The organism is Zhihengliuella sp. ISTPL4 (genome assembly GCF_002848265.1).
Classification (GTDB): Bacteria; Actinomycetota; Actinomycetes; order Actinomycetales; family Microbacteriaceae; genus Microbacterium.
The window spans coordinates 1,730,869-1,753,400 of record NZ_CP025422.1 but is presented as its reverse complement, the minus strand read 5'-3'; the positions used below and the strand labels follow the sequence as shown (position 1 = coordinate 1,753,400).

Annotated in this window: 24 protein-coding genes; 18 read left to right on the top strand and 6 right to left on the bottom strand. The window is 70.3% G+C overall.

The window, feature by feature from the left end:
- The first annotated feature begins 13 nt into the window (after nt 1–13).
- From tsaB to CYL12_RS08330, 6 genes are read left to right on the top strand one after another with little or no spacing between them, the layout of a single operon-like run.
- Nucleotides 14–631: a tRNA (adenosine(37)-N6)-threonylcarbamoyltransferase complex dimerization subunit type 1 TsaB gene (tsaB, locus tag CYL12_RS08355; RefSeq protein ID WP_101847195.1), complete on the top strand. Its 618-nt coding sequence runs from the start codon at nt 14–16 to the stop codon at nt 629–631.
- A complete protein-coding gene (rimI, locus tag CYL12_RS08350; RefSeq protein WP_101847194.1) occupies nt 628–1,116 on the top strand; it encodes a ribosomal protein S18-alanine N-acetyltransferase in 489 nt (162 codons plus the stop codon). Before tsaB ends, rimI begins: the two co-directional genes overlap by 4 nt.
- Nucleotides 1,113–2,201, top strand: a complete 1,089-nt coding sequence (gene tsaD / locus CYL12_RS08345; protein WP_101847193.1) for a tRNA (adenosine(37)-N6)-threonylcarbamoyltransferase complex transferase subunit TsaD — start codon at nt 1,113–1,115, stop codon at nt 2,199–2,201. The genes rimI and tsaD overlap by 4 nt, the downstream gene beginning before the upstream one ends.
- Nucleotides 2,198–2,680: a hypothetical protein gene (locus tag CYL12_RS08340; protein ID WP_101847192.1), complete on the top strand. Its 483-nt coding sequence runs from the start codon at nt 2,198–2,200 to the stop codon at nt 2,678–2,680. Before tsaD ends, CYL12_RS08340 begins: the two co-directional genes overlap by 4 nt.
- A 5-nt stretch (nt 2,681–2,685) precedes the next feature.
- The gene (locus CYL12_RS08335; protein WP_101847191.1) at nt 2,686–3,771 is read left to right on the top strand and encodes a hypothetical protein; all 1,086 of its coding nucleotides are present in this window, start codon (nt 2,686–2,688) and stop codon (nt 3,769–3,771) included.
- Complete coding sequence (locus CYL12_RS08330; RefSeq protein WP_158297127.1) at nt 3,755–4,951, top strand: hypothetical protein; 1,197 nt, start codon at nt 3,755–3,757, stop codon at nt 4,949–4,951. The genes CYL12_RS08335 and CYL12_RS08330 overlap by 17 nt, the downstream gene beginning before the upstream one ends.
- A gap of 6 nt (nt 4,952–4,957) precedes the next feature.
- On the opposite strand, the gene CYL12_RS08325 is transcribed toward CYL12_RS08330, so the two are convergent.
- On the bottom strand, nt 4,958–6,163 hold the full coding sequence (locus CYL12_RS08325; protein ID WP_101847189.1) for a THUMP-like domain-containing protein: 1,206 nt from the start codon (nt 6,161–6,163) through the stop codon (nt 4,958–4,960).
- Nucleotides 6,164–6,313: 150 nt separating this feature from the next.
- Between CYL12_RS08325 and groES the strand changes: the two genes are divergently transcribed.
- From groES to CYL12_RS08310, 3 genes are all read left to right on the top strand, one after another.
- On the top strand, nt 6,314–6,610 hold the full coding sequence (gene groES, locus CYL12_RS08320) for a co-chaperone GroES (protein WP_017203655.1): 297 nt from the start codon (nt 6,314–6,316) through the stop codon (nt 6,608–6,610).
- Between the two features lie 127 nt (nt 6,611–6,737).
- The gene (rarD, locus tag CYL12_RS08315) at nt 6,738–7,670 is read left to right on the top strand and encodes an EamA family transporter RarD (RefSeq protein WP_101847188.1); all 933 of its coding nucleotides are present in this window, start codon (nt 6,738–6,740) and stop codon (nt 7,668–7,670) included.
- A gap of 144 nt (nt 7,671–7,814) precedes the next feature.
- Nucleotides 7,815–9,071: an ABC transporter substrate-binding protein gene (locus tag CYL12_RS08310; protein ID WP_101847186.1), complete on the top strand. Its 1,257-nt coding sequence runs from the start codon at nt 7,815–7,817 to the stop codon at nt 9,069–9,071.
- A gap of 65 nt (nt 9,072–9,136) precedes the next feature.
- On the opposite strand, the gene CYL12_RS08305 is transcribed toward CYL12_RS08310, so the two are convergent.
- The 4 genes from CYL12_RS08305 to CYL12_RS08290 are packed head-to-tail and all read right to left on the bottom strand — an operon-like array spanning nt 9,137 to nt 13,222.
- Nucleotides 9,137–9,904 (bottom strand): ABC transporter ATP-binding protein, encoded by a 768-nt coding sequence (locus CYL12_RS08305; protein ID WP_101847184.1) that lies wholly within the window; start codon nt 9,902–9,904, stop codon nt 9,137–9,139.
- Nucleotides 9,901–10,899 carry an ABC transporter ATP-binding protein gene (locus CYL12_RS08300; RefSeq protein WP_060923109.1) on the bottom strand — a complete coding sequence of 333 codons (999 nt, stop codon included), beginning with the start codon at nt 10,897–10,899 and terminating at the stop codon, nt 9,901–9,903. The genes CYL12_RS08305 and CYL12_RS08300 overlap by 4 nt, the downstream gene beginning before the upstream one ends.
- Entirely contained in the window at nt 10,889–11,866 is a 978-nt protein-coding gene (locus CYL12_RS08295) for a branched-chain amino acid ABC transporter permease (RefSeq protein WP_101847181.1), read from the bottom strand. The genes CYL12_RS08300 and CYL12_RS08295 overlap by 11 nt, the downstream gene beginning before the upstream one ends.
- Nucleotides 11,867–11,869: 3 nt before the next feature.
- Nucleotides 11,870–13,222 carry a branched-chain amino acid ABC transporter permease gene (locus CYL12_RS08290; RefSeq protein ID WP_233486863.1) on the bottom strand — a complete coding sequence of 451 codons (1,353 nt, stop codon included), beginning with the start codon at nt 13,220–13,222 and terminating at the stop codon, nt 11,870–11,872.
- A gap of 250 nt (nt 13,223–13,472) precedes the next feature.
- Here CYL12_RS08290 and guaB point away from each other — a divergent pair, with 250 nt between their 5' ends.
- Nucleotides 13,473–14,975 carry an IMP dehydrogenase gene (gene guaB, locus CYL12_RS08285; RefSeq protein WP_101847177.1) on the top strand — a complete coding sequence of 501 codons (1,503 nt, stop codon included), beginning with the start codon at nt 13,473–13,475 and terminating at the stop codon, nt 14,973–14,975.
- Nucleotides 14,976–15,045: 70 nt separating this feature from the next.
- On the opposite strand, the gene CYL12_RS17160 is transcribed toward guaB, so the two are convergent.
- Nucleotides 15,046–15,456: a hypothetical protein gene (locus CYL12_RS17160; protein ID WP_158297126.1), complete on the bottom strand. Its 411-nt coding sequence runs from the start codon at nt 15,454–15,456 to the stop codon at nt 15,046–15,048.
- A gap of 100 nt (nt 15,457–15,556) precedes the next feature.
- On the opposite strand from CYL12_RS17160, the gene CYL12_RS08275 reads away from it, so the two are divergent.
- The 8 genes from CYL12_RS08275 (at nt 15,557) to CYL12_RS08245 (ending at nt 22,510) form a co-directional block, all read left to right on the top strand.
- Nucleotides 15,557–15,868, top strand: a complete 312-nt coding sequence (locus CYL12_RS08275) for a DUF2277 domain-containing protein (RefSeq protein WP_101847172.1) — start codon at nt 15,557–15,559, stop codon at nt 15,866–15,868.
- Between the two features lie 138 nt (nt 15,869–16,006).
- Nucleotides 16,007–17,053, top strand: coding sequence for a response regulator (locus tag CYL12_RS08270; protein WP_101847170.1), 1,047 nt, complete (start codon nt 16,007–16,009; stop codon nt 17,051–17,053).
- Nucleotides 17,053–18,042 carry an ATP-grasp domain-containing protein gene (locus CYL12_RS08265; RefSeq protein WP_101847167.1) on the top strand — a complete coding sequence of 330 codons (990 nt, stop codon included), beginning with the start codon at nt 17,053–17,055 and terminating at the stop codon, nt 18,040–18,042. The genes CYL12_RS08270 and CYL12_RS08265 overlap by 1 nt, the downstream gene beginning before the upstream one ends.
- Nucleotides 18,039–18,752 carry a PHP domain-containing protein gene (locus CYL12_RS08260; RefSeq protein ID WP_101847163.1) on the top strand — a complete coding sequence of 238 codons (714 nt, stop codon included), beginning with the start codon at nt 18,039–18,041 and terminating at the stop codon, nt 18,750–18,752. Before CYL12_RS08265 ends, CYL12_RS08260 begins: the two co-directional genes overlap by 4 nt.
- Nucleotides 18,752–20,239 carry a glycosyltransferase family 2 protein gene (locus CYL12_RS08255; RefSeq protein ID WP_101847161.1) on the top strand — a complete coding sequence of 496 codons (1,488 nt, stop codon included), beginning with the start codon at nt 18,752–18,754 and terminating at the stop codon, nt 20,237–20,239. The genes CYL12_RS08260 and CYL12_RS08255 overlap by 1 nt, the downstream gene beginning before the upstream one ends.
- Nucleotides 20,236–20,379, top strand: coding sequence for a hypothetical protein (locus CYL12_RS17155; RefSeq protein WP_158297125.1), 144 nt, complete (start codon nt 20,236–20,238; stop codon nt 20,377–20,379). The genes CYL12_RS08255 and CYL12_RS17155 overlap by 4 nt, the downstream gene beginning before the upstream one ends.
- Nucleotides 20,376–20,723 carry a response regulator gene (locus CYL12_RS08250; RefSeq protein ID WP_101847159.1) on the top strand — a complete coding sequence of 116 codons (348 nt, stop codon included), beginning with the start codon at nt 20,376–20,378 and terminating at the stop codon, nt 20,721–20,723. The genes CYL12_RS17155 and CYL12_RS08250 overlap by 4 nt, the downstream gene beginning before the upstream one ends.
- A complete protein-coding gene (locus CYL12_RS08245) occupies nt 20,720–22,510 on the top strand; it encodes a sensor histidine kinase (protein ID WP_101847157.1) in 1,791 nt (596 codons plus the stop codon). The genes CYL12_RS08250 and CYL12_RS08245 overlap by 4 nt, the downstream gene beginning before the upstream one ends.
- Nucleotides 22,511–22,532: the final 22 nt, after the last annotated feature.

Here is a 22,532-nt window from a genome sequence, read left to right as displayed (position 1 = left end):
CTACCCTGGAGGGGTGATCCTCGCCGTCGACACGTCCCTAGGCACCGCCGTCGCCCTCATCGACCCGGACGGGACGCGACGTGCCGAGGCCGGCACCGCCGACCCGCTCGGGCACGCCGAGGTGATCGGCGAGCTGGTGCGGGATGTGCTCCGCGAGGGAGGGGCCGATGGCATCACGCACGTCGTGGCCGGCATGGGCCCCGGTCCGTTCACCGGACTGCGGATCGGCATCGCGACCGCGCGGGCGTTCGCCCTCGGCCGCGGCATCCCCGTCGTCGCGGTCCCCAGCCATACGGCGGCCGCCCTCACCGTCCAGGCGACGATGAGCGGTCCGTTCGCCGTCGTCACCGATGCCCGCCGGCGCGAGGTCGCCGTCACCGTGTTCGACGGGCAGGACGAGGACGGGATCCCGCGCACGATCGCCGACACGGTGCTCGTGCGGGCGGCCGATGCCGGCGATCATCTCGCCGGCCTCCGTCGCATCGACGTGACGACGCTGTCCGCGGTCGACCTCGCCCGCGTCGGGGCGCGCGCGCTCGCCGCCGGCCGGGTCCTCGCCGGGGAGGAGCCGCTCTACCTGCGGCACCCGGACGTCACCCTGCCCGGAGCGCCGAAGAAGGTCGGCGCGTGACGCTGCGGGACGCGGGGCCGGCCGACCTCGACGCGATCATGGACATCGAGAACCGCTCGTTCCCCACCGATGCGTGGAGCCGGGAGACCATGGCGAGCGAGCTGGCGAGCCCGCACGGGCGCTACCTCGTCGATGAAGAGGACGGCGCGGTCGTCGGGTACGGCGGCGTCCGGGCGCTGCAGGGCAACGCCGATGCCGACATCCAGACCATCGCCCTCCTCGCCGATGTCCGCGGGCAGGGGCGCGGACGTGCCCTCCTGCGCGCCCTGCTGCAGACCGCGGTGGACCGCGGGGCCCGGGAGATCTTCCTCGAGGTGCGCGCTGACAACCCGCCGGCGGAGGGACTGTACCGCGCGGAGGGCTTCGAGGAGATCGGCAGGCGCCCCCGTTACTATCAGCCGGACGACGTCGACGCGATCGTGATGCGTCTGGACCTGCGCCGCCACCCGGCGCCCGCCGAAACGCCGGAGGAGGCGACCGCATGAGTGAGCCCCTGGTGCTCGGCATCGAGACGAGCTGCGACGAGACCGGCATCGGGATCGTGCGCGGTCGCACCCTGCTCTCCAACACGATCGCCTCCAGTATGGACGAGCACGCCCGCTACGGCGGCGTGGTTCCCGAGGTCGCCGCCCGTGCCCACCTGGAGGCGTTGCAGCCGGCCATCGACGCCGCGCTCGCCGAGGCCGACGTCCGTCTCGCGGACCTCGACGCCGTGGCCGTGACGAGCGGGCCGGGGCTCGCCGGAGCGCTCATGGTCGGCGTGGGGGCGGCGAAGGGCCTCGCGGTCGCGCTCGACAAGCCGCTGTATGCGGTCAACCACCTCGTCGGTCACATCGCCGCCGACATCCTGACCCCGGAGGCGGCACCGCTGGAGTATCCGACGATCGCGCTGCTGGTCTCCGGAGGGCACACCTCGCTGCTCCACGTGCGTGACCTCATCACGGATGTGGAGCTGCTCGGTGAGACCGTGGACGACGCCGCGGGCGAGGCCTTCGACAAAGTCGCTCGACTGCTGTCGCTGCCGTACCCCGGCGGCCCCGAGATCGACAGGGCGGCGGTGGGCGGCGATCCCGACGCGATCCGCTTCCCGCGCGGGCTCTCCCGCGCTTCCGATCTCGCGAAGCATCGCTACGACTTCTCGTTCTCCGGGCTGAAGACCGCTGTGGCCCGCTGGGTCGAGCGCTTCGAGGCCGAGAACGCCGCCGCAGGAGGCGACGCCCGGGACCTCCCCATCGCCGACATCGCGGCGAGCTTCCGCGAGGCCGTCGTCGACGTCCTGGTCACCAAGGCGCTCGCCGCGTGCGCGGATCTCGGGGTGCCGCGGTTGCTCCTCGGCGGCGGAGTGATCGCGAACCGCCGCCTCCGCGAGGTCGCCCTGGCGAGAGCCGCCGAGGCCGGCGTCACCGTGCGCATTCCTCCGCTGTCGCTGTGCACGGACAACGGCGCCATGATCGCGGCCCTGGCAGCCGAGCTCATCGCCTCAGGACGACCGGCGTCGACCCTCGGCTTCGGCGCCGACTCGACCCTTCCGGTGACCGAGATCCAGGTCGCGGAGGCGGTGCCGGCGTGAGCGATCTGCCGCAGGATCCGAGACCGCGGGACTCCGTTCCGCGCGCGAGAGTGGAGCGCGCGAGCGGGCAGGTGGAACGCCCGGCGGGGGCCGCACGCCTGCCTGGGGTGCCGCGGGAGGGGTACACGAAGCTGCCCACCGGTCCGGTCGGCATCGAGCCCGTGGTGGTCAGCGGGCCGGACCTCGATCGTTCGGAGGACGACACCTGGGAGCCCGCGGTCGAGCCGGCAGCCGTCGACGATACCCGGCTGGCTCCGTGGGCGCTGCTGGCGGCGATCGTCGCGCTCGTGGCCTCGTTCTTCGTGGGCTGGGGGATCCCGGTCGCGGTCGTCGCGGTGATCGCCGCCATCATGTCCCTCCGGCGCCCCGTGGAGAACCGGGCGATCGCACGCTGGGCGCTCGTGCTCGGGCTGTGTGCGACGGTGTACAGCCTGGGCTGGTTGGTCTGGGCCGGCATGCAGTTCGAGAGGCTGGGCTAGGAGAGATGGCCACCGCGGACGACGACGGCGTCGAGGAGCGCAGGGCCCTGCAGCGCAAGGCCTTCGGGCGGGCCGGCGGGCTGACGGCCGCCGAGGCCGCGCGGCTGCGCGAACTCGACGACGCTCGGCAGAGGCCGGCCACGCCCCCGACGACGGAGCAGCCGCGCCCCGACCCACCCCAGGAGGGGAGGGAATCGCGGGCAGACCACACGCCGCCGGTCTCCGAGCCAGAAGCCGGTGCTCCGCGCATCCCCGAGCACGATGCCGGGACGGCGGAGGCGGGCCGGGATCGACGATGGCGTTCGCTCGGGGGGCTCGCGCTCGCTGCCGTGGTGGTTCTCCTTGTCGGCGTCGGCATCGGCTGGCTCGCGTTCGGCCGGGGTGGCGGCGTCGCGGTCGCGCTCAGTGCCGAGCAGCAGCAGTGGCAGTCCGACCTCGTCACATCCGGGAAGTACGACCCCGGGTCGGTGCGCGCCGTCGCGACCGAGGAGGACGCGGTCGTCTGGGTGGCGACGCAGAACGGCGGCGCGAGCATCTGCCTGGTCCTGGGGGCGGGGGAGAGCACGACACCGAGCTGCAACCAGCGGGAAGCCGTGCAGATGGAAGGGCTGTGGGGAGAGGTGACCACGCAGCGGGACGACGAGTACACGCGACAGGTCCTGGCGCAACTGCTCCTCACGGCCGACGGTGAACCGGCGGTGACCGTCGGCGTCTCGGAGTTCGGGTCCGGTGAGGGCGGCGGCCTCACCTACGCGAACGAGGCGGAGAGCCGCACCGCCGAGCGTCTGGCCGATGAGGGTTTCGACCCGCCTTCGATCTGGGTCGTCGGGTACGACCGCGACGTCCCGATCTGGACGGCGTCCGAGCGTGAGACGGGGCGGCAGTGCCTCATCTACGACGGGGCGACGACTCCCGACGCACCGCGAGCCTGCGAGACGACGGAGACGCTGCAGGAGCACGATGGCCTGCTGCGCTTGCAGGTGACCGACGTGGAGACCGGCGGCATGACCACCTACGAGCTGCCGAGCGGCGGCTTCGGGTCGTTCGTGATCATCCGAGAGGGGAGTGACGTCGGTGCAGGAGGGGATTGACCCGTCGCAGAGCGGAGACGACGCGGAGCGCCGGGCGCTGGAGCGCGCGGCGTACGGGCGCGACGGCGGGCTCGACGCCGTCGCAGCGCTCCGCCTGCAGGAGCTTCAGGCCGAGCGCCGTCGCAGGGCGCTGTCCGCGTCCGAGGAGCCGGAGCCGGTGCCGTCCGCGCCCGCCGGCGCTGACGACGAGAAGGAGACCGGGGACGCGCTCCCGGCGCCGGAGGGCGGGCCGAGGGCGGCGGACGTCCCGCCCGACGACCCCGACGACATCTCCCCGAGGGAGGTGCCGATCGCGGGTCGCCGTGGCCTCGTCCCGGTGCTCATGGCGTCGGCGGCGCTCCTCGCGGTCGGCGTGGGCGCCGGGTGGGCGCTGTTCGCCCCTCGGTCGGAGGCGTTCCCCCTGACGGAGGCGCAGCAGGAGCGGCGGATCGCGCTCGCGGGCGAGGGCTACGACCCCGACTCCGTGCGCCCGGTGGCGGAGGCGGAGGGGGCTCTCGCCTGGTTCGCCACGCAGGACGACGGGGAGACGCGGTGCCTGATCCTCGACGTGGGCGTCGACTCCCAGTCGACCTGCCTGGCGAGGGAGGAGGTGGGGACGGGCCTGTACGCCTCGCTTCCCGTTCCGGTCTCCGCCGCAGACGACGAGGAGGGTTCCTTGTCCTTCGACAGCGTGACGGCGGTCATGCTCTTCTCCACCGCCGACGAGCCGATGGTGAGCGTTCAGCGCTGGGGAGGCAGCTCCACGCTCGTCGCCCAGTTCGGTGAGGCGGAGCGCGTGAGGGCGGAGGAGCTCGTCGGCGACGGCTACGACCTCAACCTCTCCGTCCTCGGGTCCTTCCGCGAGCAGCCGGTCTGGCTCGGCGACCGCAGCACGGAGAGCGGGCCCTCTCAGCGCTGCCTGATCGTCGACGCCGACGGTTCGCGCCAGTGCGCCACGGTCGACGAGGCCGTGCAATCGGGACTCCGCGTGCAGCTGCTCGACGTCGATCAGGAGACCGGGGAGTTGCTGTCGGCGTCCGTGATCGAGGTGGCTTTCACCCGCTGGCAGACGCCCTACCTCACCGTGACCTCGGGCCCGGCCGTGGTCGACGAGGCGACGGGCGAGTCGTATCTCGTGACCACCGGTCCGCCCGGCGATCCGATCCGCGTCGATATCCCGGGCCGGGACCCGGATGGGTGACCTCCGTCAGTCCGCCGCGGACACCCGGTCGGCGAGGATCGCTCGGCGCTGATCGCCGAACCGGGCGAGGATCAGCGTGGCTTCCGCATCGCCGCGCAGGGTCAGCTTGCGCCGGAAGGCTGCGGGATCGACGTCCACTCCGCGCTTCTTGATCTCGAGGCGGCCGATGCCGTGCGACTTCAGCGCGGCGTTGATCGTCTTCGGCGCGATCGGCAGCGTCTCCCGGACGCGGAAGGACTGCACGAACGGACTCGTCAGTGCCGCGTCGGAGGTCAGGTAGGCGATGCGCGGATCGAGCATCCCCGCCTCGAGGCTGCGCGCGACATCGCCGATGAGACGGGCCCGGATGACCGCGCCGTCCGGCTCATGGAGGAACGACCCGAGCGCCCGCACGGGAGCGTCCTCGGCATCCGCGGCCCCGGTGAGTTCATGCGAGCGCTCGCCACGGATCACCAGGGCGGAGCGCCGAACCCCCTCGCGTGCCAGCTCCCTGGACCACACGACGAGCTCGACGACGCTCCCGTCGGCGCTCACCCACTGCGTCTCGGCGTCCGCGGGAAGGGCGTCGCGATCGTGGGCGGGGCCGAGCTTGATCCCGGTGGGGCGCTGCGCGGCGACGGCGAACGCCCAGTCGAGAGACGGCGAGTAGTCGTCAGCGGAGACGCGCCTGGTCTCGTTGTGGCCGGAGGTGCGGCGGGCGGGGTCCATCCAGATCGCCTGACCGGGCACCGGCTCGCCGAGCGCCTCCTCCGCCGTCGCGTGCTGCACCGTGGCATCGCCTCCGAACGGCGCGAGGTTGTAGGCCGCGAGCGCGGCGGTCACCTCGTCGGCGTCGACGGCGTGGACCGCCAGCCCGGCGCCGGCGAAGGCGAGGGCGTCGCCGCCGATCCCGCAGCCGAGGTCCGCGACGCTCGTCAGCCCGGCCCGGCGGATCCGCTGGGCGTGGCGTGCGGCCACACCCAGGCGGGTGGCCTGCTCGAGGCCCGCCCTGGTGAAGAGCATGCGGGCGGCGAAGGGGCCGAACTTCGCTGTGGCCTTGGCGCGCAGATGTGCCTGACTGACGACGGCCGACACGAGGTCGGGGGAGTGGCCGGCTGCCCGGAGTCGCGACACGGCGCTCGCCGCCTCGGCGGTGGACGTGACCGGCCCCAGAGCATCGAGCACCTCGAGGCCGGCGGGGGTCAGCAGGGCGCGCAGCTCGGACATCTCCACCGTCCCAGCCTAAGTCCCGGCCGGCGCCGGACCGCGGTTGGCACTCGCATTGCATGAGTGCCAGCCGACCGCCTACACTGGCATTAGCACTCTCGGGTTGAGAGTGCGAACGAGTCTTTCGTGTCAGCGTCAAGAAAGAAGAGGTAGACCGTGTCGGTTTCCATCAAGCCGCTCGAGGACCGCATCGTCATCAAGCAGGTCGAGGCCGAGCAGACCACCGCGAGTGGCCTGGTCATCCCCGACACCGCCAAGGAGAAGCCCCAGGAGGGCGAGGTCGTGGCGGTCGGCCCCGGCCGTATCGACGACAACGGCAACCGCGTTCCGCTCGACGTCGCCGTCGGCGACCGCGTGCTCTACAGCAAGTACGGCGGCACCGAGGTGAAGTTCGGCGCGGACGAGTTCCTCGTCCTGTCGGCTCGCGACGTCCTGGCGGTCGTCGTCCGCTGATCGCACGCCCGGTTCCCCTCGCATCGCGGGCGGGAACCCGGTCCGCAGAGGGCCCGGATGCTTCGGCATCCGGGCCCTCTGCGGCGTCCGGGACGGAGCCGCGCGGCTCCGGGCATAGGGTTGTCCGGTGACTCCCGAGACGACCCGCGCCACCCGGACGGCGGGCGTCGCCTACGCCGGAAGTGCCTATCTGCTCTGGGGCGTCCTCCCGCTGTACTTCCTCCTGCTGCAGCCCACCGGGCCGTGGGAGGTGGTCGCCTGGCGGGTGCTGCTCTCGTTCGTCTTCTGCCTCCTGCTGCTCACGGTCACACGGGGATGGCCCGCCTTCCTCGCCATCGTCCGGAATCCGAGGCTCCTCGGATGGACGGCCCTGGCCGGTCTCCTCATCTACGTCAACTGGCAGGTCTTCGTCCTCGGAACCCTCAGCGGCCACGTCGTGGAGACGTCGCTGGGCTACTTCATCAACCCGATCACGACCGTGCTGCTCGGCGTCTTCGTGCTCAAGGAGCGCATCCGCCGTCTGCAGTGGGCGGCCATCGGCATCGCGGGTGCGGCGGTCGTGGTGATCGTCGTGGCCTACGGCGACTTCCCGTGGATCGCTCTGTCGCTCACGGCCTCCTTCGGCCTGTACGGGCTCATCAAGAAGAGGATCGGTCCCGCCGTCGACGCCGTCAGCGGACTGACCCTCGAGTCGTTCTGGCTGATCCCGATCGCCGTGGTGCAACTCGTGGTCGTGGCGACGACGCCGGCCGGACTGACGATGGGCGCGAACGGCTGGTCGCATGCCGTGCTGCTCGCGTTCGCGGGAGTGGCGACGGCCGTCCCTCTGCTGCTGTTCGCGGCCGGCACGCGTCGCGTCGATCTCGCCGTCATCGGCATGCTGCAGTTCCTCACCCCGATCCTCCAGTTCGTGATCGGCGTCGCCGTGCTGCACGAGCCGATGCCGCCGGAGCGCTGGATCGGGTTCGTCCTGGTGTGGATCGCGATCGCGGTCTTCGTCGTCGATCTGCTCCTCGCCGCGCGGCGCGGCCGCCGGGACACCCCCGCCGCGGCGGTCTGATCCCGCCCGCCCACAGGCGGAAACAGCGGTCCTGGATCGTTAACGCACCGAGATACTTGCCCCTCCTGCGCGCGGGGCGCACGCCCTAGTGTTAGAGCACCCGACTGTGGTCACCATCCACGTTCGTTTACGCAAGGGAGCATCATGAACGCACTGAAGGGCTCGCGCAGCGCGAGGATCTTCGCCGGGATCGCGCTGGTCAGCGCCTCCGCCCTCATCATCGCGGGCTGTAGCAGCACGCCGAACGCGGAGCCGTCGGACGGGGGTGGCGACAAGCCCGCCGCCGACCTGACGCTCAAGCTCGGTTCGCTGTTGCCCGCCACCGGTACGCTCGCGTTCCTGGGCGCACCGATGGAGGCCGGCGTCCAGCTCGCCGTGGACCAGATCAACGAGGCCGACGCCGGCATCACCATCGACCTCAGCACGGCCGACGAGGGCGACCTCGACAACAAGGCCTACGAGACCTCCATCACCAACCTGCGCAACGACGGCATCACCGCCATGATCGGCGCGGCGTCCTCGAGCGTCACCAAGCTCATCCTCGACGGCAACGCGGGCGCGGACATCCTGACGGTGTCCCCGTCCAACACGTCGCCGGACTTCACGGGCATCAACCCGCTGTACTTCCGCACCGCGCCGAGCGACAACCTGCAGGGCGAGGTGCTCGGCAACGAGATCGCCGAGGACGGTCACAAGACGCTGGGCATCATCTACCAGAACGACCCGTACGGCACGGGTCTGTTCGAGGCGATCAAGGCCACCTTCGAGAGCACCGGTGGCGAGGTCGTCGCCGACGCCTCGTACAACCAGGGCGACGGACAGTTCAACGCCCAGGTCTCGGAGATCGCCGCGGCCAAGCCGGACGCGGTCGCCGTCGTCTCCTACGACCAATTCGCCACCATCGCGCCGCTGCTCGGCAACGCCGGGGTTGACACGGGTTCGCTGTACCTCGTCGACGGCAACCTCAAGGACTGGGGTGCGGACGTGTCGGTCAGCCTCGAGGGCTCGAAGGGCACCCGCGCCGGCGCCGAGCTGCCGCAGGACTTCCTCGACCAGCTGAACGCGGTCTGGACGGCCGAGGGCAACGACCCGATCGACGCTGTGACGTACTCGGCCGAGGCGTACGACGCCGTGGTGCTGATCGCTCTGGCCGCGCTGAAGGCCGGCTCGGTCGATGGCCCGGACATCGCCGCGGAGATGATCACCGTCTCCGGTGGCGACGGCGACGGCGAGAAGTGCGACAACTACGCCGACTGCGCCGCGATCATCAACGACGGCGGCACGCCGGACTACGACGGTCTCTCCGGTGAGATCACGTTCGACGAGAACAACGACCCGAAGGGCGCTGCCATCGGCGTCTACGAGTTCGACTCCGAGAACGTCACCTCGCGCATCAAGTAACGCAGCGACGACGAAGGCCCCGGATGCGTCGGCATCCGGGGCCTTCGTCGTACCAGGGACCGGCCTCAGGCGGCGTCGGTCCCGAGCGTGCCGAGGTAGAGGCCGATGACCTTCGGGTCGTTCAGCAGCTCCCGGCCGGTGCCCTCGTAGGCATCGCGCCCCTGGTCGAGGACGTAGCCGCGGTCGCAGATCTGCAGACAGCGGCGGGCGTTCTGCTCGACCATGATCGTCGTGACGCCGGCCTTGTTGATGTCGGAGACCCGGATGAAGGCGTCGTCCTGGCGCACGGGGGAGAGGCCGGCCGAGGGCTCGTCGAGCAGCAGCACCGACGGGTCCATCATGAGCGCCCGCGACATGGCGACCATCTGCCGCTCGCCGCCGGAGAGCGACCCCGCACGCTGCTTCAGGCGTTTGCCGATCTCGGCGAAGATGCTGCTGACGAACTCGAGCCGCTCCGCGAAGATCTTCGGGTTCTGGTACAGCCCCATCTCCAGGTTCTCCTGGATCGTGAGCGACGGGAACACGTTGTTCGTCTGCGGCACGAAGGCCACGCCGCGGCGCACGAGCTTGTCGGCCTTGAGGCCGACGATGCTCTCGCCCTTGACGGTGATGTCGCCCTCTCGGACGTTCACCATGCCGAAGATCGCTTTGAGGAGTGTCGACTTCCCTGCACCGTTCGGGCCGATGATGCCGATGAGCTCGCCCTGGCGGGCGATGAGGTTCGCGCCGTTGAGGATGTTCACTCCCGGAAGGTAGCCGGCGTGCACATCCTTCAGCTCGACGACGACATCGCCGGCCGGAGTGGTGCCCTCGGCGGGGGTTGCAGTGCTCATGCCTTGTCCTCCTCGGCGGCGTCCTCGGCCTCGACCTCGGCTTCGACCTCCGTCTCGATCTGCTCGCGGATGCGCTCCGCGTCGGCGTCGGAGATCACCGGGAGACGGCCGGTGACGGCGCCGAGGTCCACGTCCTGGTGGGCGCCGAGGTAGGCGTCCACGACCGCGGGGTCCTCCATGACGGTCTCCGGTGGTCCCTCGGCCACCACGCGCCCCTCGGCCATCACGACGACCCAGTCGGCGATGTGACGGACCATGTGCATGTCGTGCTCCACGAAGAGCACGGTCATCCCGAGGTCCTTGAGGTCGAGGATGTGGTCGAGCAGGGACTGCGTGAGGGCTGGATTCACGCCGGCCATCGGCTCGTCCAGCATGACCAGGCTCGGGTCGCTCATCAGAGCCCGGGCCATCTCCAGGAGCTTGCGCTGACCACCCGACAGAGAGGCGGCGAAGTCCTGCTCCTTGGCGTCGAGTTTGAAGCGGACGAGGAGCTCGTGCGCCCGCTGCTCGATCTCCTGCTCCTGTTTGCGCCAGAGGAACGGGAAGAGCCCTGCCCAGAAGCCCTCGCCGCGCTGGTCCTTCGCGCCGAGCTTCATGTTCTCCAGCACCGTCAGCAGCGACAGCGACTTCGTGAGCTGGAAGGTGCGCACCTGCCCCATCCTGGCCACCTTGAAGGAGGGGATGCCGGAGAGGTTCTTGCCGTCGTACGACCATGTACCGCTGTTGGGCTTGTCGAAACCGCACAGGAGGTTGAACAGCGTGGTCTTGCCGGCGCCGTTGGGGCCGATGAGCGCCGTGATCGCGCCGCGGGGGATCTCCAGGTGATCGACGTCGACGGCGGTCAGGCCGCCGAACCGCCGCTGCACGGCATCGACGACGAGGATCGGGTCGACCTTCTTGACTCCGGGGGCGGCGGGACCCGCGGCGAGGCCGGTGGTCTTGGCGCGGGGAGCGCTCTTCGCGGGCGTGACGGCCGCGTCGTTCTCACTTGACAAAGGTCATCTCCCTCTTGTTCCCGAGGATGCCCTGCGGGCGGAACACGACGATGAGCATCAGCACGATGCCGATGAGGATGTAGCGCACGACGTCGGCCTGGGCACTGGTCATGGGCAGGTAGCCGGCGGTGGCCATCGCGGGGAGGAGCGCTCCGAGGAAGGCGAACACCACCCAGAACAGCACCGCGCCCAGCGTGGGGCCGAAGACCGTGGCCGCGCCGCCGAGCAGGAGGATCGTCCACAGGAAGAAGGTCAGCGACGTGGAGTAGCTGCCGGGGATGACCGCCGAGGGCAGGACGAAGACGATGCCGCCGAGGGCACCGATCACGCCACCCACCACGAGCGCCTGCATCTTGTAGGCGAAGACGTTCTTGCCGAGCGAGCGTACGGCGTCCTCGTCCTCGCGGATGCCCTTGAGCACGCGCCCCCACGGGCTGCGCATGAGGGCCCAGACCACGAGGATCGTCAGGGCGAGGGTCAGCAGACCGAACACCCGGACCCAGAGGTCGTTCGCGTTGTAGGTCCACGGTCCGAAGCCGTACGTCCCCGGGGGGAACGGGTTGGCGTCGCGGAAGCTCTGGTGGTAACCGGAGAGACCGCCCGCGGAATTCGTCCAGTCCTTGAACAGCTCCGTGACGAACATCAGGCGCACGACCTCGGCAGCCGCGATGGTCGCGATGGCGAGGTAGTCGGCGCGCAGGCGCAGGGTGGGGATGCCGAGCAGCAGGGCGAAGAGCGCGCCGCCGGTGATGCCGACGAGGACGCCCAGCCACCACGGGACGCCGAAGGTGAGGATCGAGATCGCGTAGCCGTAGCCCCCGATCGCCATGAACGCCGCCATGCCGAAGTTGAGCAGGCCCGTGTAGCCGAAGTGCACCGCGAGGCCGGTCGCCGCGAGCGCATAGGCGATCGTCGTCGGGCTGAACAGATAGGAGGCGGTGTTGCCGAAGATGCTTCCGAAGTCCATGCGTCAGCCCAACCTTTCCTTGCGTCCGAGGATGCCCTGCGGTCGCACGAGCAGGATGATGATCAGCGCGACGAGGGCGCTGGCGTACTTGAGGTCGGTCGGCACTCCGAGGAGCGTGGAGACCTCGACGGCGAGGCCGACGATGATCGAGCCGATCAGCGCGCCGATCGCCGAGCCGAGGCCGCCGAGCGTGATGGCGCAGAACATCAGCAGCAGCATCTGCATGCCCATGTCCCACTTCACGCCGGGCCGGAAGTACGCCCAGAGGATGCCGGAGATCGCGGCCAGGGTGCCGGCGAGGATCCACACGATCCGGATGACCTTGTCGACGTCGATGCCGGAGGCTGCGGCGAGCTGCGGGTTGTCCGAGATGGCTCTCGTCGCCTTGCCGGTGCGGGTGCGGGTGAGGAAGAACGCGACACCGAGGATCACGATGATGCTGGTCGCCATGCCGATCATGTCGATGTACGACAGGGAGATCGGACCGAGGCGGATCGGCTCGGGGCTGGCGCCCGGGAGCTGATAGGTATTCCCGCCGATGATGTACTGCAGGCCGTAGCGGAGGGCCAGCGAGAGGCCGATGCTCACGATCATGAGCTGGACGACGCCCAGGCCGCGGCGGCGCAGCGGCTTCCAGATGCCGGCATCGAGGGCCCAGCCGAGCGCAGCACCGCCGATGACCGCGGCGACGATGCCGGCCCAGAGCGGAAGCTGCCAGAACGTGGTGAAGACGAGAGTGATCACCGCACCCCAGGTCACCATCTCGCCGTGCGCGAAGTTCGACAGCCGGGTGGTGCCGTAGATGAGCGCGGCGCCCATGGAGGCGAGTCCCAGGAGCAGCCCGAAGTTCAGTCCGCCCACCATGCGCGACAGGAGCTGATCCAGGAACGAGACGGTCACCCGCTCGCCTTCGCCGAGGAAGAAGTTCACGATCTTCGTCCCGGTGAGCCCGAACTCCAGCTCGAACGAGGCGGTCGTGCCCGAGACCGGCTGGATCCCCTCGGGGAGCTGCGTCGCGTCGACGATCACGCCGTCCGGGAGCGTCGACTCGTCGACCGTCAGCGTGTACGTCTCCTTCTCCGGCACGTACAGCCGCCACTTGCCCTCGGCGTCGGTCTCGGTCTCGGCATCGAAGCCGTTGCCCTCGATCGTCATCACGACGCCCTCGACCGGCTCGTCGCCGTCGGTGACCACGCCGGCGAAGTAGAAGTCGGTGACCTCCTGACCGTCGTCCGTGGTCTCTGCGGAAGCCGCTGAGGGAGGGAGCAGGAGTGATGCCGCGAGCGCCATCAGGATTCCGAAGAAGGCGAAAGCCCAAGGGCGCTTCCGCGGTCCGGCGAGTGCTGTGGGTCCCACGCAACCTCCACTGTGAGTGCTGTCTCCGCGGGCTCGGGTCGAACCGCGGGGATGGACGACGCACTTGAGCGTAATGGGCGAATGACGATTCACCTATCCTCTGCGCCAACGGTCCGGTAACGACGGGCGCCTGGGAATGTTCTCGGGCGTGTCTCGCTTAGAATCTCCATACGGGTCACGCCCGCGCACCGGCTCACGTCGACCACCCACTCGCACCCGGATCCGCGCCACTCGCGCAGGAGGAGAATCCATGGAACAGCACGATCCCTTCGGCTTCGTCGGACTGACCTACGATGACGTGCTGCTGCTCCCCGGGCACACCGACGTCATCCCCAGCGAGGCCGACACGTCGTCCCGGATCACGCGACGGATCTCCGTCGCGACGCCGCTGCTGTCCAGCGCGATGGATACGGTGACCGAGTCCCGCATGGCGATCGCCATGGCACGGGAGGGCGGCATCGGCATCCTGCACCGCAACCTCTCGATCGCCGACCAGGCCGCGCACGTCGACCGCGTGAAGCGGAGCGAGTCCGGCATGATCACCGACCCCATCACCACGACGCAGGACGCGACGGTGGAGGAGGTCGACGCGCTGTGCGCCAAATACCGGATCTCCGGCCTCCCGGTCGTGGACGACGAGGGTCGTCTGGTGGGCATCATCACGAACCGCGACATGCGCTTCGTCTCCGGCTTCGAGCGTCAGAGCACGTTCGTCAAGGACGTCATGACGAGGGAGAACCTCGTCACCGCCCCCGTGGGCGTCGCGGCAGGCGAGGTCATCGCGCTGTTCGCGAAGCACCGCGTGGAGAAGCTGCCTCTCATCGACGAGGACGGCAAGCTCGCCGGCCTCATCACCATCAAGGACTTCGACAAGAGCGAGAAGTACCCGCTCGCCACCAAGGACGACCAGGGCCGCCTGCGGGTGGGCGCGGCGATCGGCTTCTTCGGCGACGCGTGGGAGCGCGCCGAGGCCCTCCGCGACGCCGGGGTGGACGTGCTCGTCGTGGACACCGCCAACGGGCAGTCGCAGGGCGTGATCGACCTCGTCAAGCGCCTCAAGGCCGACGAGTCGTTCGCCCACATCGACGTGATCGGCGGCAACGTCGCCACCCGCGAGGGCGCGCAGGCGCTGGTGGACGCCGGTGTCGACGCGGTCAAGGTGGGCGTGGGCCCCGGCTCGATCTGCACCACCCGCGTGGTCGCGGGTGTCGGCGTGCCGCAGGTCACCGCCGTCTACGAGGCCTCGCTCGCGGCGCGCCCCGCCGGCGTCCCGGTGATCGCCGACGGCGGCCTGCAGTACTCGGGCGACATCGCGAAGGCGCTCGTCGCCGGTGCCGACGCCGTGATGCTCGGCTCGCTCCTCGCCGGCACCGACGAGTCGCCGGGCGAGATCGTCTTCCAGTCGGGCAAGCAGTTCAAGCAGTACCGCGGGATGGGCTCCCTCGGCGCCATGCAGACGCGCGGCAAGCAGACGTCCTACTCGAAGGACCGCTACTTCCAGGCCGACGTGCCCAGCGACGACAAGCTGATCCCGGAGGGCATCGAGGGTCAGGTGCCCTACCGCGGCCCGCTCTCGGCCGTCGCCTATCAGCTCGTCGGCGGCCTGCGACAGTCGATGTTCTACGTCGGCGCCCGCACCATCGAGGAGCTCAAGCAGCGCGGCAAGTTCGTGCGCATCACCTCGGCTGGGCTCAAGGAGTCGCACCCGCACGACGTGCAGATCGTCGTCGAGGCGCCGAACTACAAGAAGTGACCGCGACCCCGCAGGGGACGCACGAGGGGCCGGATGCGCTGCATCCGGCCCCTCGTCGTTCGCGGTGCGGTCAGCCGCAGCGGTAGGTGACGCCGCCGACGTCCCAGACCCCCGGGCCGAGCTCGGCGCACGTCCCGATCACGCCGGCCAGCACGGTCGCCAGCAGGATGATGCCGATGATCGCGAAGATCGTCAGGACGGCGCCGACGATGATGCCGGCGATCGCGATGCCCTTGGGAGCCTTCGCCTTGCCGAGCTGCACGGCGGCGATGATGCTGAGGACGAGGCCGACCGGCGGCAGCAGGAACGCCAGCACGAGGCCGATGATCGACAGCACCCGCCCCGGCGGCGACGTCGGCACGTTCTGCGCGTACGGGGTGCCGGGCGGGGTAGCAGAGGCGGCGGGATACGGCGAGGGCCTGCCGCTGGGCGGCGGCGGGTTGTAGGGCGGTGGGGCGTCGGGCGGCGGTGCGTCGGTCATGATCTCTCCTCGCTTCCGGTCGTAGCCCAGAGCGTAGCGACGGCGGGACAGGCATGCCATCCCCCTTTCGCGGCCCGCGGGCCGCGCGTACGGTGCCGGTATGTGCCGAAACATCGTGCCTCTGAACAACCTCGAGCCCGCGGCCACCGACGAGGAGTGCCGTGAGGCTGCGCTCCAGTTCGTCCGCAAGATCTCCGGGACGACGGCGCCGTCGCGGGCGAACCGTGAGGTCTTCGATCACGCGGTGGCCGAGATCGCCGTGGCCACGCGGCGGCTGCTCGACGATCTCGTGACCTCGGCGCCGCCCAAGAACCGCGAGGAGCAGGCGGCGAAGAGGCGGGCGCGATCGGCGGAGCGGTACGAGGCGATCCGGCTCTACCAGGAGGAGAAGCGGGCGGCGCGCGCGGGCTGAAGCGCTGCGGGCCGGGGGTGGAGCCCTGTGCCAGAATCGACGTACCCCGCTCGACTTTCCCTGCGGCCCGGTGATGAAGGCACCGCGGTCGCACCGCCGAATCCCCTCGGCAGGGAATCTCCCCAAGGAGAGCTGAACATGGCTGAGGTCCCCCCTCGCATCCTCGTCGTCGACGACGACCACGACGTCGCCCTGCTCGTGAAGACCGTCCTGGAACGGCGTGCGGGCTGCGTCGTCGATCTCGCGGACGACGGCCGATCGGCGCTCGAGAAGGCCGCGGCGGTGAAACCCGATGTCGTCGTCACCGACATCGAGATGCCGGGACTCAGTGGTCTGGAGCTGCTCGCGGAGCTGCGCCGCGTCATGCCCAGCGTGCCGGTCATCGTGATGACGGCGCACGTCTCGGTCGAGTACGCGGTGTCCGCGCTCCGGGCGCAGGCCGACGAGTTCCTCACCAAACCGCTCGACAACGCCCGGCTCGTGGAGTCGGTCACCCGGCTCGTCGAGGAGTCCCGGCGCCGGACGGCGGAGGCCAGGACCGGTGAGGTCGTCCTCGCGATCGGAGCGCACCCGGACGATGTCGAGATCGGTGTCGGCGGCATTCTCGCAGCCCATGCGGCGGCCGGCGATCGCATCACCATCCTCACGCTCTCCCGCGGAGCGCGCGGCGGTGATGCGGACAGCCGCCAGCACGAGTCGCTCGCCGCCGCCGAGCAGGTGGGTGCTCGGCTGTTCGTGAAGGACCTCGTCGACACCGAGATCTCCGGTGGCGGGTCGACCGTCCGCCTCATCGAGGAGGTCGTGCAGGAGATCCAGCCGACCATCGTCTACACGCACTCGCACCATGACCGCCACCAGGACCACCGCGCGGTGAACGAGGCGACGATCGTCGCGACCCGCCGCGTCGGCACGGTCGCCTGCTACCAGAGCCCCTCCGCGACCATCGACTACCGCCCCACACGCTTCGTCCGCATCGACCGCTTCCTGGATGACAAGCTGCGGCTGCTGGAGTGCTTCCAGTCCCAGGCCGCGGCGAACCGGGAATACCTCGCGCCGGAGTTCGTCACCGCCACCGCCCGCTACTGGTCGCGGTTCGGCGGCGGCGTGGCCGTCGAGCCGCTGGAGGTCGTGCGCGAGACCGCCGAGTTCATCGGCGCCCATGAACTGACCCGACGGGAGAGCTGATGACGAAGCGCGTACTGGTCACCGGAGCCGGGGGCCCCGCCGGAGTCGCGGTGATCCGCTCCCTGCTGCGCCGGTCCGATCTGACGGTCTTCGCAGCCGACATGGACGGCTGGGCGAGCGGCATCTACCTCGTCCCGCCGGCGCAGCGTCGTCTGGTTCCGCCAGGGCGGGACGCCGACTTCGTTCCGGCGATCGCGCGGATGGTGGCCGAGGACGGTCTCGACCTCGTGATCTCCACCGTCGACGTGGAGCTGATCGCGCTCGCGGACCGCCGGGACGAGCTGGCCCCCGCGGTCCTCGCCGCGCCGCCCGCCGACACGCTGCACACCGCCCTCGACAAGCTCGCCCTCGCGGAGCGCTGCGCGCCGACCGGTCGCGTGCCGCGCACCGTGCTCGCCGGCCCGGGTGCCGCGGAGGTCGCGTGGGAGTTCCCCGTGTTCGCCAAACCCCGGCAGGGGGCGGGCAGCCGCGGCGTGCGCCTCGTCCCCGACGCGGAGGCGCTCGCCGCCCTCCCTACGGATGAGGGCCTGATCGTGCAGGACTTCCTCCCGGGCGAGGAGTACTCGGTCGATGTGATCGCCGACGCCTCCGGTGGCGTGGTCGCCGCGGTGCCGCGCACCCGTGCCCGCGTGGACTCCGGCGTCGCGATCGCCGGCCGCACCCTCCGCGACCCCGAGCTCGAGGAGACCGCCGCGGCTATCGCGCGGGCGATCGCCCTCGTCGGCGTCGCCAACGTGCAGCTCCGCCGCGATCGGAACGGGCGGGCCGTGCTGCTCGAGGTCAACCCGCGCTTCCCCGGGGCGCTCCCGCTGACGATCGCCGCCGGGGTCGACATCCCGTCGCTCGTCGCCGACCTCTTCCTCGGTCGGGAGATCCCGGTGCAGGTGCCCTTCCGTGAGGTCGCTTCCGTGCGCTTCCTGGAGGACGTGATCGTCGAGGTCGACGACGTGCTCGTGTCGGCGCACGCCGGCCATCAGGAGGAGTTGTGAGCCATCCCGCCCTGCGCGGAGACCACCACGTCCACTCCACGTTCTCCGATGACGCGGTCTCCACCCTGGAGGAGAACGTCGCCGCCGCTGCGGCCGTCGGTCTGGCGACGATCCGCCTCGTCGACCACGTGCGGCAGAGCACGACGTGGGTGCCGGAGTACCTGGCCGCGGTCCGTCGGCTGCGCGTTCCGGACGGACTCACGGTGCTCACCGGCGTGGAGGCGAAGATCCTCGATGCCTCCGGGGCCCTCGACATCCCGGCGCTCCCCGAGGGGATCGATCGGATCCTCATCGCCGACCATCAGTTCCCCGGCGTGGACGGGCCGCTCGGTCCCCCCGCCGTCCGGGAGCGCATCGCCGCGGGCTGGGCACCCACCGATGTCCTCGACCAGTTCACGGACGCCGTCATCGCGACCATGCGCCGCCACCCGGGGAACCAGCTCGCGCATTGCTTCTCGATCCTGCCGAAGATCGGACTCGCGGAGGGGGAGCTCGGAGCCGAGCGGCTGGACGCGTGGGCGCGAGCCGCCGCGGAGACCGACACCCTCGTCGAGATCAACGAGAAGTGGGTGTGCCCCGGTGTGGAGGCGCTGACCGCGCTGGAGCGCGCGGGGGCCGCGATCGTCGCCTCCACCGACAGCCACGTGGCCGCGGACGTGGGCCGGTACTCCCGTATCGTTCGGCTGCTCGAGGGGACGGAAGGACGCTGATGCCCGAGCTGACCTGGATCGAGACGGTCGTCGTCGTCGTCCTCCTCCTCTGCGTGTTCGTCGGCACCCTGCCCGTCGTCAACACCGGGCTGCAGTTCCTCATGCTGCCGCTGCACGCCTTCCGCAACCACTACGGCAGGGCTGCGCCGTACCACCCGAACGTGGCCGTGATCATTCCGGCGTGGAACGAAGGGCTCGTCATCGGCCCGGCGATCGAGCGGCTGCTCCAGCTCGAGTACCCCGCCGAGCGCCTCCGCGTCTTCGTCGTCGACGACGCTTCCACGGACGACACCCCGGCGATCGTTCAGCAGAAGGCGGCGACCTACCCCGGGCGCGTCGTCCACCTGCGGCGAGAGAAGGGCGGCGAGGGCAAGGCGCACACGCTGAACCACGGCCTCGACGTCGTGCTCGCCGACCCGTGGACCGAAGCGGTGCTCATCATGGACGCCGACGTGATCTTCGCGCGGGACTCGCTGCGCAAGCTCACCCGGCACCTCGCCGACGAGAAGGTCGGCGCCGTCACGGCCTACATCGCCGAGGGCAGCAGGGACCGCAACTACCTCACGCGCTTCATCGCGATCGAGTACGTCATCGGGCAGCTGTCCGCCCGTCGGACGCAGAACGTGGGCGGGGCGATCGCCTGTCTCGCCGGGGGAGCGCAGCTGCACTCGCGCGCGAACCTCGAGGCCATCGGCGGACGCATCCCGACGGGCACGCTCGCCGAGGACACCATGACGACCTTCGAGAGTCAGCTCCACGGCCGCCGGATGGTGTTCGAGCCGCACGCCGTGGTCCTCGCCGAGGAGCCGCGGACGATCGACAGTCTGTGGAAGCAGCGACTGCGCTGGGCGCGCGGCAACGTGCAGCTCACCTCGATCTACAAGAAGCTGTGGTTCCGGCCGAGCCGCGACCACAACCTGGGCAGCATCGCCTTCGGACTCGCCTGGTTCACGATCCTGCTGATGCCGGCTCTCATGCTCCTCGCGGCCGCCGCGATGATCGTCCTGCTGCTCCTGCACAGCGACGTCGCCGAGTTCGTCTTCCGGTTCATGTGGATCGCCGCGGCGTGCATCTACATCTTCTCGATGCTCTACTCCGTGCAGCTCGACCCGCGGATCGGGCGACAGTCCTGGCGTGAGGCGATCATGTTCCCCGGCCTCGGCGCGCTGATCCTCATGGCGCTGGCACTGTTCCCCTGGGCTCTCGACGGCCTGATCGGCGCCTTCGGGCAGGAGGCCACCGAGCAGTCGCGCATCCTGTGGCTGCTGGCGTTCTACCTGTGGGGACCGGTGTCGATGCTCGGCATCTGGCTCGCCAGGGCGGTCGAACCGCTCCCTGCCGGGCGCTTCTTCGCGGGTCTTCTGCTCTACGTCTGCGGATACGGATCGCTGCTGTGCGCGATCACCGCCGACTCCTATCTCAAGGAGTGGCGTCGGGCCGACGCCTCCTGGATCAAGACCGAGAAGATCGGACGGGTCGACTCATGAGCGACGCACCAGCGCACGACGCCGAGGTGGAGGAGATCACCGCCGACGCCCGCAAGGAGCGCCGGCTCATCCCGCAGGCGCTGCTGTCCCTCGCCGTCGTGGTCGTCATCATCGTGGTCCGAGAGCTGCTCCTGCGATGACGGGACGACCACTCGCCCTGGTCGTCGAGGACGCTCCGGACCAGGCGACCCTCCTCGGCCGCTACCTCGACCGCGAGGGCTTCGACGTGTTCGTCGCGCCCGATGCGGAGTCCGCGATCGCGGCGTTTCCGGACATCGACCCCAAGGTCGCCGTTCTGGATCTGCTGCTGCCCGGAATCTCCGGGCAGGCCTGCTGCCGGCTCGTCCACGAGCGCTACCCCGACTGCTTCGTCATCGTCAGCTCGGTGCTGGACGTCGCGGAATATCCGACGGCCGATGCCGCGCTGCCGAAGCCGATCACCGGAGCGGACCTGCATCGGGTCGTGGAGCGGGTGCCGCGATGAGGGCCACACCGCTGGAGCGCGCCGAGAACCGCTGGTACCGGGTCGTGGACAACCCGAGCCCGATCGTCAAGCAGACGCCGACGCTCGTGGCCGCTGCCCTCGCGGGAGTGATGACGTGGGCCATCCCCGGTTTGCCGTTCACCGACGTCGCGGTCGCGCTCATCGGTCTCGCGGTCATCCTCGTCGCCACGCTGCACGCCGGGGTCCTGAGCGCGCTGCACATCCGTGAGGGGTGGGTCGTACTCCTCGTCCCGATGGTCGACATCGTGGGCCTCGGCCTCTTCCGAGCCGGGACGGGAGGCGCGGCCTCGCTCTTCGGATCGCTCGTGCTGCTCCCCGTCATCTGGATCGCGGCCGCGCCGGGCATCCGCTGGGTCTTCGTCGTCGGTGGACTGAGCTCGATCGCGCTGCTGATGCCGTACGTCGTCGAACCGCCGACGAACGCGGTGGTGTGGCTCCGCGGCGTCGTGGGGCCGCTCGTGTTCGCGGCGGTGGCCGCGGTGGTGAATGAGCTGTCCCGACAACAGCGCCTGCGGGTGCAGCAGGCGGAGGAGCTGGTCACGGAGCGGACCAAAGCGCTGTCCGACAATGTGTCGATGATCGTGCAACTTCGGCAGAAGGAGCACGAGTACCGCGCGCTCCTCGATTCGTTCGAGGGTCTGTGGGCCTCGATCACCGCCCAGGCCGTGATCGGCACGGACCGCGAGGGCCGGGTCACCGCCTGGAACCCCGGGGCGGTCCGGCTGCTCGGGCTCTCTCACGACGAGGCACTCGACGACGTGCACGTCGACCGCTTCTTCTCGCCGACGGCGCTGCGGATGCTCGCCGAGGACACCGCGGCGCGCGAGGGAGCCGTGGGGGCGCCGCCGGTGCCGGCCGGGCTCCGCGATCTCTTCGCCCAGGCGGACGTGGGGAACACCGTCGACGGCGATGTCGAGGTCAGGACGGCGGGCGGCACGACGGTGCCGGCGCGTGTGACGGTGACGCCGCACAAAGACCCGTCCGGCGCACAGCAGGGATACCTGTTCGTCCTCACCGACGAGACCAGAGCCGTCGAAGTCGCCCGGATGAAGGACGAGTTCGTCGGCATGATCTCCCACGAGCTGCGGACGCCGTTGAGCGCGATCATCGGCTTCCTCGACCTGCTGCAGAACGATCCGGGTCAGCCGCTGACCGAGGATCAGCAGGAGTTCGTCGGCATCATCGAGCGCAACGCGAAGCGGTTGTTGAACCTCGTCGGCGATCTGCTCTTCACCGCACAGGTGGAGTCGGGGCGCTTCCCCCTGGAGCGGGACGAAGCCGACGTCGCCGACCTCGTGCGCTCGGCGGTCGCCTCGGCGGGCCCGCATGCGCAGCGGGAGGGGATCGAGCTGGACCTGCAGGTCGGCGACGAGCCGATTCCGCTCCTCGTCGATCCCGGTCGCATCGGACAGGCGGTGGACAACCTGCTCTCCAACGCCATCAAGTTCACCCCGCGCGGGGGGCGCGTGACGGCCGCCGTCCGTCGCATCGACGGCGGGGTGCAGATCGCCGTGGCCGACACCGGGGTCGGGATCCCGCAGGACGAGCAGCGCATGCTGTTCACCCGCTTCTTCCGGGCCTCGACGGCCACCCGCAACGCCGTGCCGGGGGTGGGGCTGGGGCTCACGATCACGCGGGCGATCGTGCTGGCCCACGGCGGGTCTATGGACGTGACCAGCGAGGAGGGGGTGGGCACCGAGTTCCGGTTCTTCCTCCCGGCGGCTCCCAAGACCGAGGTGCTGCAGACCCTCAGCCGCGCGGACTGACATATCGGTGGGGGAGCGGTAC

Excerpts from the sequence above, each read along its gene's own strand:
- tsaD (WP_101847193.1), top strand. The coding sequence starts at position 1,113 with ATGAGTGAGCCCCTGGTGCTCGGCATCGAGACGAGCTGCGACGAGACC.
- CYL12_RS08335 (WP_101847191.1), top strand. The coding sequence starts at position 2,686 with ATGGCCACCGCGGACGACGACGGCGTCGAGGAGCGCAGGGCCCTGCAG.
- CYL12_RS08310 (WP_101847186.1), top strand. The coding sequence starts at position 7,815 with ATGAACGCACTGAAGGGCTCGCGCAGCGCGAGGATCTTCGCCGGGATC.
- CYL12_RS08305 (WP_101847184.1), bottom strand. The coding sequence starts at position 9,904 with ATGAGCACTGCAACCCCCGCCGAGGGCACCACTCCGGCCGGCGATGTC.
- CYL12_RS08295 (WP_101847181.1), bottom strand. The coding sequence starts at position 11,866 with ATGGACTTCGGAAGCATCTTCGGCAACACCGCCTCCTATCTGTTCAGC.
- guaB (WP_101847177.1), top strand. The coding sequence starts at position 13,473 with ATGGAACAGCACGATCCCTTCGGCTTCGTCGGACTGACCTACGATGAC.
- CYL12_RS17160 (WP_158297126.1), bottom strand. The coding sequence starts at position 15,456 with ATGACCGACGCACCGCCGCCCGACGCCCCACCGCCCTACAACCCGCCG.
- CYL12_RS08275 (WP_101847172.1), top strand. The coding sequence starts at position 15,557 with ATGTGCCGAAACATCGTGCCTCTGAACAACCTCGAGCCCGCGGCCACC.
- CYL12_RS08270 (WP_101847170.1), top strand. The coding sequence starts at position 16,007 with ATGGCTGAGGTCCCCCCTCGCATCCTCGTCGTCGACGACGACCACGAC.
- CYL12_RS08265 (WP_101847167.1), top strand. The coding sequence starts at position 17,053 with ATGACGAAGCGCGTACTGGTCACCGGAGCCGGGGGCCCCGCCGGAGTC.
- CYL12_RS08255 (WP_101847161.1), top strand. The coding sequence starts at position 18,752 with ATGCCCGAGCTGACCTGGATCGAGACGGTCGTCGTCGTCGTCCTCCTC.
- CYL12_RS17155 (WP_158297125.1), top strand. The coding sequence starts at position 20,236 with ATGAGCGACGCACCAGCGCACGACGCCGAGGTGGAGGAGATCACCGCC.
- CYL12_RS08250 (WP_101847159.1), top strand. The coding sequence starts at position 20,376 with ATGACGGGACGACCACTCGCCCTGGTCGTCGAGGACGCTCCGGACCAG.
- CYL12_RS08245 (WP_101847157.1), top strand. The coding sequence starts at position 20,720 with ATGAGGGCCACACCGCTGGAGCGCGCCGAGAACCGCTGGTACCGGGTC.